This is a genomic window from Providencia sp. PROV223 (assembly GCF_028479245.1).
In the GTDB taxonomy this organism is placed as follows: domain Bacteria; phylum Pseudomonadota; class Gammaproteobacteria; order Enterobacterales; family Enterobacteriaceae; genus Providencia; species Providencia rettgeri.
On the sequence record NZ_JAMPNG010000002.1, the window covers coordinates 312,381 to 324,892 of the forward strand.

The following is a 12,512-nucleotide window of genomic DNA, read 5'->3' on the forward strand; positions in this document are numbered from 1 at the left end:
GTGGCTTGCCACATGATGAGTATTTTCTCTTTACGTGATGAAACGGAGTAGTTATGTCATACGAAATCAATACAGAAAACGCACCAGCAGCGATCGGTCCTTACGTTCAAGGCGTAGATTTGGGTAGTATGGTTATCACATCAGGTCAAATCCCTGTTGACCCTAAAACCGGTGAAGTGCCTGAAGATATCGCAGCACAAACTCGCCAATCACTGGCTAACGTAAAAGCAATTTTAGAAAAAGCTGGCTTAAGTGCGGCTAATATCGTGAAAACAACGGTATTTGTAAAAGATTTAAATGACTTCGCGACAGTGAATGCCACCTATGAAGAGTTTTTCAAGCAACATAATGCACCATTCCCAGCTCGCTCTTGTGTTGAAGTTGCTCGTCTGCCAAAAGACGTAAAAATTGAAATCGAAGCAATCGCAGTACGTAAATAACGATTAGTTCGAGCCAAACACCCCATGCTTTGAGTGGGGTGTCTTTATTTTTCCCGCTGATTTTGTCACCCCAAACGTATTACCGTCCTCATAAAACTTCCCGATTGTACACTATAACTCTACTTTTCCCGTTTTCCGCTGATGGAAATTCGATTACACACACTTTATTTGCATGATTAAAATGAATCCTAGTAACTGAAAAGATTTATTTCCTCTGCGCTTTTGATCTTCATACAAATTATTTTTTTCTTTGTTTTAAATCAAATGTTAGCGATCTAAATAAAAGCAATATCCCACATATTGTGCTTTAATTACACCAATTGACACAACATATAGTATTTATTCACATTTTATCCACAGATTAGTACCCGTGATAAACATGGCGAATAGCTGAAGTCGTATTGTGGATAACTTAACAAGGAGAATGCCCGTGGGAACGGTTGTTATTAAAAGAGATGGTTGTCAGGTCGGTTTTGACCTTCCACGAATTCAGGAAGCCGTTAAACGCGCAGCGGCTGCTGTGAATGTTAAGGATGACGATTATTGTCTTCAGGTTGCTTCTGTCGTCACAGAACAACTTTGCAGCCGTGACCGAGTGGATATCGCTGACATTCAAGATGCGGTTGAAGACCAACTAATGGCCGGGCCTTATAAAGACTTAGCTCGTGCTTATATTGAATATCGCCACGATAGAGACAGCGAACGTGAAAAACGCAGCCAATTGACTCATGACATTCGTGGGCTAATCGAACAAAGTAACGTCTCTTTACTCAATGAAAATGCCAATAAAGACAGTAAAGTGATCCCGACACAACGCGATTTACTCGCGGGTATTGTCGCTAAACACTATGCAAAACAGCATATTTTACCAAGAGATGTCGTTATCGCACACGAACGCGGTGAAATTCACTATCATGACCTCGACTATGCTCCCTTCTTTCCAATGTTTAACTGTATGTTAATTGACCTTGAAGGCATGTTAACTAACGGGTTTAAAATGGGAAATGCCGAAATAGAGCCGCCAAAGTCTATTTCAACCGCAACAGCCGTTACCGCACAAATTATTGCCCAAGTTGCAAGCCATATTTATGGGGGCACAACCATTAACCGTATTGACGAAATTTTAGCGCCATATGTGGCAATTAGCTTCGAAAAACACCTAAACGTCGCCAAAGAATGGGGAATTGCAGACGCAGAGGGTTATGCACACAGCCGCACCGATAAAGAGTGTTACGACGCCTTTCAATCTTTAGAGTATGAAGTTAATACACTTCACACTGCGAATGGCCAAACCCCATTTGTCACCTTTGGTTTTGGCCTTGGAACCTCTAAAGAAGCACGATTAATTCAGCAATCTATTCTGAAAAACCGCATTGCGGGCCTTGGCAAAAATCGTAAAACGGCGGTTTTCCCTAAGCTCGTATTCGCAATTAAAGATGGCCTAAACCATAAATTGGGTGACCCTAATTACGACATAAAACAACTCGCTTTAGAGTGTGCCAGTAAGCGCATGTACCCCGATATTCTTAACTACGACCGTGTCGTTGATGTTACTGGATCATTTAAAACGCCGATGGGCTGCCGCAGTTTCTTGGGTATCTATGAAGAAAATGGGCAACAAATTCACGATGGGCGCAACAATTTAGGCGTTATTAGCCTCAATTTGCCTCGTATTGCTATCGAAGCACAGGGCAGCGAAGATGCGTTTTGGGCATTACTGGATGAACGTTTAGCCATTGCCAAAAAAGCCTTAATGACTCGCATTGCCCGTTTAGAAACCGTAAAAGCGCGTGTTGCCCCAATTTTGTATATGGAAGGCGCCTGCGGAGTTCGCTTAAAAGCGGATGACAACGTTGCTGAGATCTTCAAAAATGGTCGCGCGTCCATTTCGTTAGGTTACATTGGGTTGCATGAAACCATCAATGCACTTTTTGGCACACAAACCCATGTCTATGATGACGAAAAATTACGTGAAAAAGCCGTCGAAATTGTCAACCACTTACGCCAAGCCACTGATGAATGGAAAGCCCAAACAGGCTATGGTTTCAGTTTATACAGCACACCAAGTGAAAACCTATGTGACCGCTTCTGCCGTCTCGATACCGCTGAATTTGGTGTCATACCAGGTGTTACCGACAAAGGTTACTATACAAACAGCTTCCATCTAGATGTTGAAAAACAGGTGAATCCTTACGATAAAATTGATTTTGAAGCGCCTTACCCTGCACTCGCGAATGGCGGTTTTATCTGTTATGGCGAATATCCAAACTTACAACATAATGTTAGAGCCTTAGAAGACGTGTGGGACTACAGCTATCAACATGTGCCTTATTATGGTACTAACACACCCATTGATGAGTGTTATGAATGCGGTTTTTCCGGTGAGTTTTCCTGCACCAGCAAAGGCTTTACCTGCCCTGCTTGTGGTAACCATGATACTAACCGAGTTTCGGTTATCCGCCGTGTGTGTGGCTATTTAGGCAGCCCAGATGCAAGACCATTTAATGCAGGTAAACAAGAAGAAGTAAAACGCCGTATTAAGCATTTAGGTAACGGTCAAATAGGTTAATACTATGAATTATCACCAATATTATCCTGTTGATGTCGTCAATGGCCCCGGAACTCGCTGTACACTGTTTGTGGCAGGGTGTGTTCATCAATGCCGTGGTTGTTACAATCAAAGTACATGGCGAGTTGATTCAGGTGTGCCATTCACCCAAGAAATGGAAGATCAAATTATCCAAGATTTGCAAGACACGCGTATTCGTCGACAGGGTTTGTCCCTGTCGGGCGGAGACCCGCTACACCCAGCCAACTTGCCTGCGGTGCTCAAGTTGGTTAAACGCGTAAAAGCCGTTTGCCCAGATAAGGATATTTGGTTATGGACAGGATACATATTGAGTGATTTGACGCTTGAACAACAAAAAGTGGTGAGTTTAGTTAATACCGTAATTGACGGTAAATTTGAACAGGATTTACATGACCCACGCTTAATTTGGCGCGGTAGCTCCAATCAAGTGATCCACAAATTGCGTTAAATTTGGCATTCCCAATGTAGTTTGGTACCAAAACCTAATTTGTTATCGACCATTTTGACATTCCGCAAGTGAAGCTGCCAAACAGGCAGTTTCGCTACTAATGCCACAGGGAAACGACGACAGTAAAAACCGCGGGCAAGCCGTTCTTCCTCACCTTCTAATATTTTAATTTCACCTGTAAATTGAATACCTTGTATTGCATTAACGGCTTTGGTTTGCGCTGATATTGTGCCAGCCACTTGCGGGTTAGCCACCATCAATTGCCCATGCCTTGAATTCGCGTCTGTCATTAAAACCAGGCACATCGTTTTCGCATCAAATGCATAGTAACAACTGGCAGGCCAGATATCATTGTTATGGTGAGTAAAAAGAGAGAAAACGTGTTGGCGGGCAATATAGCGCTGGATGTGCTTTAAAGTTTGTTCAGGCGTCATAGCGGTTTCCATGTAAACCCGTTCAGAACAAGCTTTTGGGGGATTCCCCTTAAGCTTGCTTAAACCGTTCTGAACGTAGGCATAAAATTCGCTATTACTATACTCTAACTAGCTGAAATATTAACCTAAATATTTTTAGGCCTATACGCCAACTAAATTCGAGTCATTACTCTAAATAATTGGAGTTGTAGCTAGGCGGCAAGTGAACGAGGCGCTAGGAGCATACATAAGTATGCGACTAGTGCGAATGAACGCGGCCAACAACGCTACGGCTCGAAGTATGACGAGTAAATATGACGAATAAATTTATTTATAGATAGCCGCGGTACCATTCATTGAGTTTTCACCACCAGCAGAAATCACACGGAATGAAGTTGCACCAGCTTCATCAGCTTTTTTGGCTAATTGTGCGGTCAGGTCATTGACACTCACTGCACCTGTTACTGAGACATAACCCGCAGCTGGCTGACTAGTATGTTGAACTTCTTCAGCAGCCATTGAACCGAATGATGCAGCACCTAAAGCTAAAGCAGCAGCAAATAATGTTGATTTTTTCATTGTATATTCCTTCTTGTAAACTTGATTTTTAGTTGGGATTTTTACTGTCCCTCTGTGATATGGATCATATTATGCGCTTTAGTTTGAAAAGAAAATTAGCTAATTTTGCTATAGTTATTCAAATAATTTGAATCATAACTTAGATTGAGGTTACAAATTTGTGACAGTTTCATATCATTTTTTATTTAAATTTTAATATGTTATAAATATCTTACTTAACGAATATATTCGTTGTTCACCCAATATTTTTCCCTTATAAATCAGCACAAAATGATAAAAACAACACTAAATAATAGCCAATTAGAACAAAATGACTGGTATCTTTACTTGGTGAGAGAGAAAAATAACGCCTTGTATTGTGGTATCACCACCAATGTGCAACGTCGTTTTGAGCAACATAAAGCAGGAACAGGGGCAAAAGCATTGAAAGGGAAAATGCCACTGACATTAGCATTCTCGTGTTTTATTGGTTCTCGTTCAGCAGCGTCGAAAATAGAATATCAAGTTAAGCAACTGAATAAAAAAACAAAAGAAAGGCTGGTCATAGACCAGCCCGATGACTTAGTTAACTACTTAGCTAACTATAAATTATTGAAGTGTGAAGAGTAAGTCACCAAACCTTGGTGTTCTCCAATTTCACCATTCTCTAAGCCACAAACCAAAAAATGAGCTTGTTGTTCAGGCCATTGGCAGCTTATACCGTGACTTGCAGCGGGTTCAAAACCGAAGCGCGAATAGTAGCGTTCATCCCCCAGTACAACGACTGCACCATAGCCAAACTCATTGAGGCTATCTAACCCTTCATAGACCAGTTTTTCTGCAATCCCTTGGCCTTGATGCGCTTTATTTACCGCTAATGGTGCAAGGCCAACCCATTGCACGTCTTCATCGTTAACGTCGACAGGCGTGAAGCCTACATAGCCAATCACTTCACCATCATCATTTGTTGCCACAACCCCGAGAGTTAGCAAACCATCCTCACGTAAATGTTGAACAAGATTAGCTTCTGCTTCAGTTGGAAACGTTTCACGCAATAATTTATCAATACCCATTGCGTCGACAGGGATTTCAACTCGAATTAGCATGAAGTTAACGCAGGCGACTTATGCTCTACGTCCTCACTTTCATGCACGGTTTTAATTACATCAGCCAATTGTAATAAAGCAAAACGCAACGGAGCTGGCATATTTTCGAGTTCAAAAGCATCCATTAAGTTTTTCACATAGAGGCCAAGCTCTGTATCCCCTTCAATCACCAACCTACGTTGGAAAAAGAGCGTATCAGGGTCTTCTTTACGCGCGGCGATCAGTACTAGATCATTCGCATTACCACTCACACTAACATCAGCCTCTGCATGCTGTTTGACGGACAGTTGGCCACCTTGCAAACTGATAAACCAGACTAACGCTAAGTCACGAACTTCAACCTTTAGCCATTTGTCTTCGAGAAAATCAAGTTCCCCTTCTTTCACTGATTCACGAAATTGCCAGCTTAGTAATTGCTCAAGAACTTGGCGCTGCAATGCGAATGGGGTTACTTTTAAAGGCAGTTTCAAAAATGAAGGGCCTTTCGTGATGAGTTGAGAACGAATTTTACCTAACACAGTACTGACTCCCGTAGTAATTGTCTGCCCGTTTTCGTGTAACTACTTAACAGCAGTAGCAGCTCGAATTATTTAGGGTAACATATTGCATATTTAGACGATTAAATTTTCGACGCTAATAACCCCATTTATTGAAGCCATTAACCTAACATTTGACTCACGATAAGTTATCTTGCCAAAAAATGTTATTATTGGCTTGATCCTATATCAATTTTTGCCCATCCCGCCAATATTTATTTCTCACTTCCCATGGATAAAAAATCATCCCTAATTACCTATCCGTTCCAATAAACGATCAAAAACTAGTCATAAATAATTCATATCCCCTATTTATAAAACTTATCCTCTTTCATTTGGTAAAGTTGCTTTATTACCCACCAGCCCCCTTATTTCCCTAACGACCTTAATTAACGAATACTGATATCCATTAACAATTTCTCTGCTCTAAATCAAAATCTATAACAGTTCTGTTGACTAGAATGTCAGCTGTTAAATTTTACACAGGGATAGGACAATGGAATTACTCTGCCCCGCAGGGAATTTGCCCGCTTTAAAAGCGGCGGTCGATAACGGCGCTGATGCCGTTTATATTGGACTAAAAAATGATACCAATGCACGGCATTTCGCAGGACTTAATTTTACTGAAAAAAAACTGCATGAAGCTGAGCGTTATATCCATAACCGTAAACGAAAATTACATATTGCGATTAATACGTTTGCACATCCTAATGGTTACGAACGTTGGCAAAACTCCGTCGATCTTGCCGCAGATCTTGGTGCTGATGCCTTGATCTTAGCCGATATTGCCATGTTAGAGTACGCTGCAAATAAATACCCACATATTGAAAGGCACGTTTCTGTCCAAGCCTCAGCGACCAATACTGAAGCCATCCGCTTCTATGAACGTAATTTCCAAGTCCACCGCGTTGTCCTTCCACGTGTGCTATCTATTCACCAAGTAAAACAATTAGCCAAAAATAGCCCTGTGCCACTGGAAGTGTTTGCTTTTGGTAGTTTATGTATCATGGCTGAAGGGCGCTGCTATCTGTCTTCTTATCTCACAGGTGAGTCACCAAATACGGTAGGCGCATGCTCTCCAGCCCGTTTTGTTCGTTGGCAACAAACGGAAGAAGGAATGGAATCACGCCTCAATAATGTGTTGATAGACCGTTACCAAAAAGATGAAAATGCAGGCTACCCAACGCTATGTAAAGGACGTTATCTTGTCGATGAACAGAAATATCATGTCCTTGAAGAGCCTACCAGCCTCAACACCATTGAATTATTACCTGAACTGATGGCAGCAAATATTGCTTCTGTCAAAATTGAAGGCCGCCAGCGCAGTCCTTCTTATGTGACTGAAGTGACGCGTATTTGGCGCCAAGCCATCGACCGCTTCAAATCCAACCCTAACAATTTTGTCACTGACCCGAAATGGCTAAAAGCGTTAGGTGGGCTGTCTGAAGGAAGCCAAACCACATTGGGTGCCTATCATCGTAAATGGCAGTAATTTAAAAGGTAAATATCATGCAGTACTCGTTAGGATCTATTCTTTATTACTGGCCAAAACAAACGCTGGAAGATTTTTATCAACACGCCATGCAAAGCGACGCTGATATTATTTATCTCGGTGAGACGGTGTGTAGTAAACGCCGAGAAATGAAGCCCAATGACTGGATAGAACTCGCACAACAACTCGCCAAGAGTGGCAAACAAATTGTTCTGAGTACCCTTGCTCTTCTTCAAGCTCCTTCCGAACTTAAAGAAATCAGCAAATTAGTTGATAATGGCGAGTTTCTCGTTGAAGCCCATGATTTTGGTGTGATCAACATGTTAGTCGAAAGAAACCTTCCTTTTGTCGCTGGTCACGGTTTGAATTGCTATAACGCACAAACCTTAAATATTCTGTTACGCCAAGGTATGGTGCGCTGGTGTATGCCTGTAGAGTTATCGCGTGACTGGCTGGTTAATTTGCTAAATCAGTGCGATGACATCGGTATTCGTGGCAAATTTGATGTTGAAGTAATGAGCTACGGTCACTTACCACTTGCCTATTCCGCACGCTGCTTTACTGCGCGCTCTGAAAATAAGCAAAAAGACGAATGCGAAACTTGTTGTATAAACTACCCACAAGGGCGCAAGGTGCTTTCTCAGGAACATCAGCAGGTGTTTACGTTGAATGGTATTCAAACGCTCAGTGGTGCTTGCTATAACCTTGGCAATGACCTGTATTCAATGCATGACCTTGTGGATATTGTACGCATATCCCCTGAAGGTATTGAGTCACTTGAGATATTCAAGCAATTTAAAGCGAATGAAAATGGGGATATTCCATTGAATATTTCAGATAAAAATTGCAATGGTTATTGGCGACAAATTGCAGGATTGTCGATGGTGCCTTAAATCAATTACCCACCTTATAACCACCTATCCTCAGGTACAATGCATTTGCATTACACTGAGGATAGACTGGAAAGTTTTGAGGTAAATAAAATGATTGATATAGACCCAAGCACCGTGTCTTTACGTGCAAAATCCCACCTTACCGAATGCAGCCAAACAACTATCCCTGCGGCTATACGTGATGCCTATCAAGTATTTGCCTCAATGCTAAGTACAGGTAGCCCTCCTGATGACTGGGAAACCTTAAGCCAAGAAGCAAAAATGGCAACAAAAGCCGTTGATCCCAACTCAGCAATAGGTTTCCTACTCAAAAATAACGGTTAATGCCGATGCCTGCGCCAACGGTTAAACATATGGCTAATATGGCGTAATTCTCCATCTCGGAGCATACCAATGAATACCCCAATAACCGTGTAAATAACGCCTAAAATCAACATCATCACGATATCCATAAGTACATCACTAAACGGTAATCCCATTTGGTTAAGGCCTGCCATGGCGTTTGTAGCCCATGTAGATGGTAATGCAGAGGCAATCATACGTACCCAATCAGGCATCGCCTGTAGTGGCCAAATCGTGCCTGACATATAAAACACCGGGGTGGTAATAAATGCCAAAGTTAAGTAAATCATTTCAACACTGCGTAAACATTCCGTCACTAACTTGCCAAGCCCTAAAACAGCTAATAGGAATGGGAACGTGAACATCCAAATTACATACAATGGCGCTTCTTGTCGGTAGCCCAATACCCATGGCCAAAGCGCGAAAAATACAGTGGATAAAAATAACCAGATCGGAATTAAAGCAGATAACGCCCCTAAATAAACGGCTAATGGCGGCTTTCCTTTAGGCGTAGAACGCACCGCGATACTGACTCGTACACAGGCAATCAGTAAGGAGTGCTGCAATAACATCACCAATAAGCCAGGAAAAACGATCGCTGCAAAGCTGATCCCTGGGTTATACAATGGCTCAGTTTCACTGCGGATAGGGGTAATAATCACTTTAGCCTGCTCTTGGCTATAACCTGCTTTAGTGAGTAATTGGGTGTTATAAGCATTGAGCAGGGTTTGGTAGGCTTTTGATAACTCTTGCTGAATTTGCCCACTCGCTAGCCGGTTGGTTCCATCTCCATACACTGGCACCGTGATATTTTTACCGCTCAGTAAATGTTGTTGGAAATCCGTTGGAATGATAATTATCGCGAATAGTTTTCTCGCGATCATATCTTGACGCGCTTGAGCAAGGTTATCATAACTTTGCAATTCCACTTTCGGTGTCGCATCGAGGTCACGGATTAACTCGCGGCTTGCTGTGCTGTGATCCATATCAATCACAGCAACAGGTAAATCCCAAAGAACGGGCTTTGCATAAACTAAGCTCATGACGCACAGAGAAACCAACAATAATAGCCACATCGGTTTTTCCAACATTCCCAGTAGCACTTTACGAAAGGTTGCAAAATAAATAGCCATCAGACAACCCCTCCTTGGTTTTCTAACCGTTTGACTAAACGCTTACGAATTAAAAAGCCAATGACAAATGGGTAAATCAATAAGAATAGACACACTTGAACAATGCGAGCAAAGGAAATCTCCCGCAAGAAAATATCAAACATGGCATTTAACGTATGTGTAAGTGGTTCAATATTCGAAATAATTTGTGCAGGCAATATCATTGACAGTTCCGGTACCGCCATACCCGAAAAGGCCAAAGCGATACTCACCAGCATCCCTATCAAGCTATACGCCATAATGGCACTTGAGGTAAAACTAAACAGCAATAAACCAATACTCTGCGCTGCTATGACATAGAAAAACCCTAATATAATCATATACAACGGGTTTCCTACCACTTTAGCATCAAAAATAGTAACTAATGCAGCAATCTCTACAGCAAGTAATATACTGAAAAATAAGGTATAAGGGGCTAACTTCCCAAGTAACGCCATCACAAACGGTTTAACACTTTGTAAGGTAGAACCTCGTGACATCGTATAGATTGTTGCGGTAACAACAAACAGCTGGAGCATATGAATGGTTGCAGCAAACTGCTGATAATAAATATAACTACCGCTCGGGTTGAATAAACTGTCATAAGAAAGTGTCACTTGGGCTAACGGAGGCAACGCCTTTCCCATTGACTTGGCCATTTCTTGGCGATACTTCGCATTCAGCTCTGCCACTAACCCACTAAAATCTTGAATCGCATAACTGCCTGATGCATAGAAGAGCGCATTATAATACATACGTAGCTCAGGTTGACGCCCCCGTAAGACATCTTCTTCGAAGTTATGAGGAATGTACAATAACGCGTAATCTTTTGAACTACCGAGTCTTTTTAATGATGTACTGAGATTGTCATCAATGGTTTTCACATCCGCATGTGGACCCGCATCGAGGTCACGAATAATTTGCCGAGACACTGGGCTATGGTTATTGTCCACCACAGAAACGGGTAAATCCATCAATGTCCCCTCTGAAAAGTTAGCACTAACTAACGTAAACAGCATTAATGGAAACAGCCAGCTTAACCAATGAAAAACAGGGCTACGAATAGCCATTTGGGTTTCACGGCTAAAGGCGTGCTCAAAACCGTGCCAAGCGAACTTAAATTTCATGGCAACACCTTTTACTTATCCCAGTGCCATAACACACTCATACCAGGCCTTAGCCCTTCAATCGGCTCTACAGGGTATAAACGAATTTCAAATGTTTTTAAATCGAAGTCACCGGTTGCACGAGTCGCTCGTTTTGTCGCATAGTCACCTTTCGGTGCGATATAGCGAACCTCAGCCTCAATTAACTTATTCCCCAAGGCAGGCACATCAAGTTGCACTTTGTCGCCTTTTTTCACATCAACTAAAATATCTTCACGCAAGTTATAGACAAAATAAGCTTGAGGAAGTCGAATTAATGAAATTAAAGGACTACCGGCATTGAAAAGTTCACCTATTTCAGCAGGAATAGGGCCAACTTCGCCATCTACAGGGGCTTTTACTTGCAAGTCATCAATTTGTACTTGGATTTCAGCAAGTTTATGTTCTGCTTGTTGTAATGCCGCTTCATATTGTTGGCGTTGCTCTATACGGTCACCATGTAAGCCCTCATCTAAGCGCGCTTTTGCACTTTGCACTTGCGAAAAAGCCACATCTTTGGCTTTACGTGCATTATCAAGCTCATTCGCGGAAACATACCCTTTACCTTTCAAATTACTCAAACGAGCATATTCACGAGACGCATTTTGATATTGAGAATTGGCTTGTGATAATGAGGCTTGTAAATCGCGGATGGTTTCAACACGAGTCCCATTCATGGATTGTTCTAGTTGCGCTTTTGCTTGGTCTCTCGCGGATTTCGATGCCTCATATTGCGCTTGCAGTTCTGGGCTCTCTAGAGTTATCAGTAATTGCCCTTGTTTGACATCATCGCCACGCTCTACGTGGCGTTCTATCACTCGTCCTTTTGCCTTCGAGGTGACGATTACCTCGGGTGCATCCACCTCTCCCTGTAACAATAAATATTGGTTATGGGAATGAAAAAGTGCCGCTGCTGCGATTAAGATAAGCATCAGCAAAATCAGTGCTATTGTTCTTTTTTTCATTATTTATGTGAACCTTAAATAATAACGGGGGAAACTATCATCCCTAGAGTATGACAAGAAAGTTAAATACAGCGTTAATAAATTCGTGCGCAAGATCACGAAAAGGTAGGACATTGACTAATATTGAAGCGATTTCTACCTTATGTCAAATAATGATGAGTGCACTTTTCTCAAATGCCGATTACTTAGCCAATGACTTACGATATAATGACTAGCCAAATAAATACTAAAAATAGATAACAATAGTAAATAACTCAACCCCAAATAGGAATCCCACAACGTGAACACGACGAGCCATGCTCTAAATAATTCGCGATGTGGGTAGGCGGCAAGCGAGACTATCTTGGGAAGCATACATCAGCATGTGACCCGAGTAGGCGAGAGCAGCCAACACCCCCACAACGTGAAACATAACGAGCCATGCTCTAAATAA

Annotated in this window: 14 protein-coding genes; 7 read left to right on the forward strand and 7 right to left on the reverse strand. The window is 42.0% G+C overall.

Annotation, left to right across the window (positions count from 1 at the left end; genetic code table 11):
• Positions 1-53 precede the first annotated feature (53 nt).
• The 3 genes from ridA (at position 54) to nrdG (ending at position 3,478) form a co-directional block, all read left to right on the forward strand.
• Positions 54-440: a 2-iminobutanoate/2-iminopropanoate deaminase gene (gene ridA / locus PR767_RS04230; RefSeq protein ID WP_004907508.1), complete on the forward strand. Its 387-nt coding sequence runs from the start codon at positions 54-56 to the stop codon at positions 438-440.
• A gap of 430 nt (positions 441-870) precedes the next feature.
• The gene (gene nrdD / locus PR767_RS04235; protein ID WP_109912112.1) at positions 871-3,009 is read left to right on the forward strand and encodes an anaerobic ribonucleoside-triphosphate reductase; all 2,139 of its coding nucleotides are present in this window, start codon (positions 871-873) and stop codon (positions 3,007-3,009) included.
• A gap of 4 nt (positions 3,010-3,013) precedes the next feature.
• Positions 3,014-3,478, forward strand: coding sequence for an anaerobic ribonucleoside-triphosphate reductase-activating protein (gene nrdG, locus PR767_RS04240; protein ID WP_004907505.1), 465 nt, complete (start codon positions 3,014-3,016; stop codon positions 3,476-3,478).
• On the opposite strand, the gene PR767_RS04245 is transcribed toward nrdG, so the two are convergent.
• Both PR767_RS04245 and PR767_RS04250 read right to left on the reverse strand, forming a co-directional pair.
• Positions 3,475-3,924, reverse strand: coding sequence for a YhbP family protein (locus tag PR767_RS04245; RefSeq protein ID WP_184957458.1), 450 nt, complete (start codon positions 3,922-3,924; stop codon positions 3,475-3,477). The two genes, nrdG and PR767_RS04245, sit on opposite strands and share 4 nt — an antisense overlap.
• Before the next feature lie 294 nt (positions 3,925-4,218).
• Positions 4,219-4,470, reverse strand: coding sequence for a DUF1471 domain-containing protein (locus PR767_RS04250; protein ID WP_004907501.1), 252 nt, complete (start codon positions 4,468-4,470; stop codon positions 4,219-4,221).
• Between the two features lie 270 nt (positions 4,471-4,740).
• Between PR767_RS04250 and PR767_RS04255 the strand changes: the two genes are divergently transcribed.
• Positions 4,741-5,079 (forward strand): GIY-YIG nuclease family protein, encoded by a 339-nt coding sequence (locus tag PR767_RS04255; RefSeq protein WP_004907500.1) that lies wholly within the window; start codon positions 4,741-4,743, stop codon positions 5,077-5,079.
• Here PR767_RS04255 and PR767_RS04260 read toward each other — a convergent pair.
• Together PR767_RS04260 and ubiT are read right to left on the reverse strand one after the other, a co-directional pair.
• Complete coding sequence (locus PR767_RS04260; protein ID WP_004907498.1) at positions 5,052-5,555, reverse strand: GNAT family N-acetyltransferase; 504 nt, start codon at positions 5,553-5,555, stop codon at positions 5,052-5,054. The two genes, PR767_RS04255 and PR767_RS04260, sit on opposite strands and share 28 nt — an antisense overlap.
• On the reverse strand, positions 5,549-6,073 hold the full coding sequence (gene ubiT / locus PR767_RS04265) for a ubiquinone anaerobic biosynthesis accessory factor UbiT (RefSeq protein ID WP_004907497.1): 525 nt from the start codon (positions 6,071-6,073) through the stop codon (positions 5,549-5,551). Before ubiT ends, PR767_RS04260 begins: the two co-directional genes overlap by 7 nt.
• A gap of 514 nt (positions 6,074-6,587) precedes the next feature.
• On the opposite strand from ubiT, the gene ubiU reads away from it, so the two are divergent.
• The 3 genes from ubiU to PR767_RS04280 all read left to right on the forward strand — a co-directional run bounded on the left by ubiU (position 6,588) and on the right by PR767_RS04280 (position 8,800).
• The gene (gene ubiU / locus PR767_RS04270) at positions 6,588-7,583 is read left to right on the forward strand and encodes a ubiquinone anaerobic biosynthesis protein UbiU (RefSeq protein WP_272519940.1); all 996 of its coding nucleotides are present in this window, start codon (positions 6,588-6,590) and stop codon (positions 7,581-7,583) included.
• 17 nt (positions 7,584-7,600) lie between these two features.
• The gene (locus tag PR767_RS04275; protein WP_109912114.1) at positions 7,601-8,476 is read left to right on the forward strand and encodes a U32 family peptidase; all 876 of its coding nucleotides are present in this window, start codon (positions 7,601-7,603) and stop codon (positions 8,474-8,476) included.
• A gap of 90 nt (positions 8,477-8,566) precedes the next feature.
• Positions 8,567-8,800 (forward strand): hypothetical protein, encoded by a 234-nt coding sequence (locus PR767_RS04280; RefSeq protein ID WP_226537978.1) that lies wholly within the window; start codon positions 8,567-8,569, stop codon positions 8,798-8,800.
• Here PR767_RS04280 and PR767_RS04285 read toward each other — a convergent pair.
• Genes PR767_RS04285 through PR767_RS04295 form a run of 3 tightly spaced genes read right to left on the reverse strand, consistent with a single transcriptional unit; the run spans position 8,797 to position 12,079 of the window.
• On the reverse strand, positions 8,797-9,951 hold the full coding sequence (locus tag PR767_RS04285) for an ABC transporter permease (RefSeq protein ID WP_004907491.1): 1,155 nt from the start codon (positions 9,949-9,951) through the stop codon (positions 8,797-8,799). The two genes, PR767_RS04280 and PR767_RS04285, sit on opposite strands and share 4 nt — an antisense overlap.
• The gene (locus tag PR767_RS04290; protein WP_004907489.1) at positions 9,951-11,096 is read right to left on the reverse strand and encodes an ABC transporter permease; all 1,146 of its coding nucleotides are present in this window, start codon (positions 11,094-11,096) and stop codon (positions 9,951-9,953) included. Before PR767_RS04290 ends, PR767_RS04285 begins: the two co-directional genes overlap by 1 nt.
• Before the next feature lie 11 nt (positions 11,097-11,107).
• Positions 11,108-12,079, reverse strand: coding sequence for an HlyD family secretion protein (locus PR767_RS04295; protein ID WP_004907488.1), 972 nt, complete (start codon positions 12,077-12,079; stop codon positions 11,108-11,110).
• Positions 12,080-12,512 lie beyond the last annotated feature (433 nt).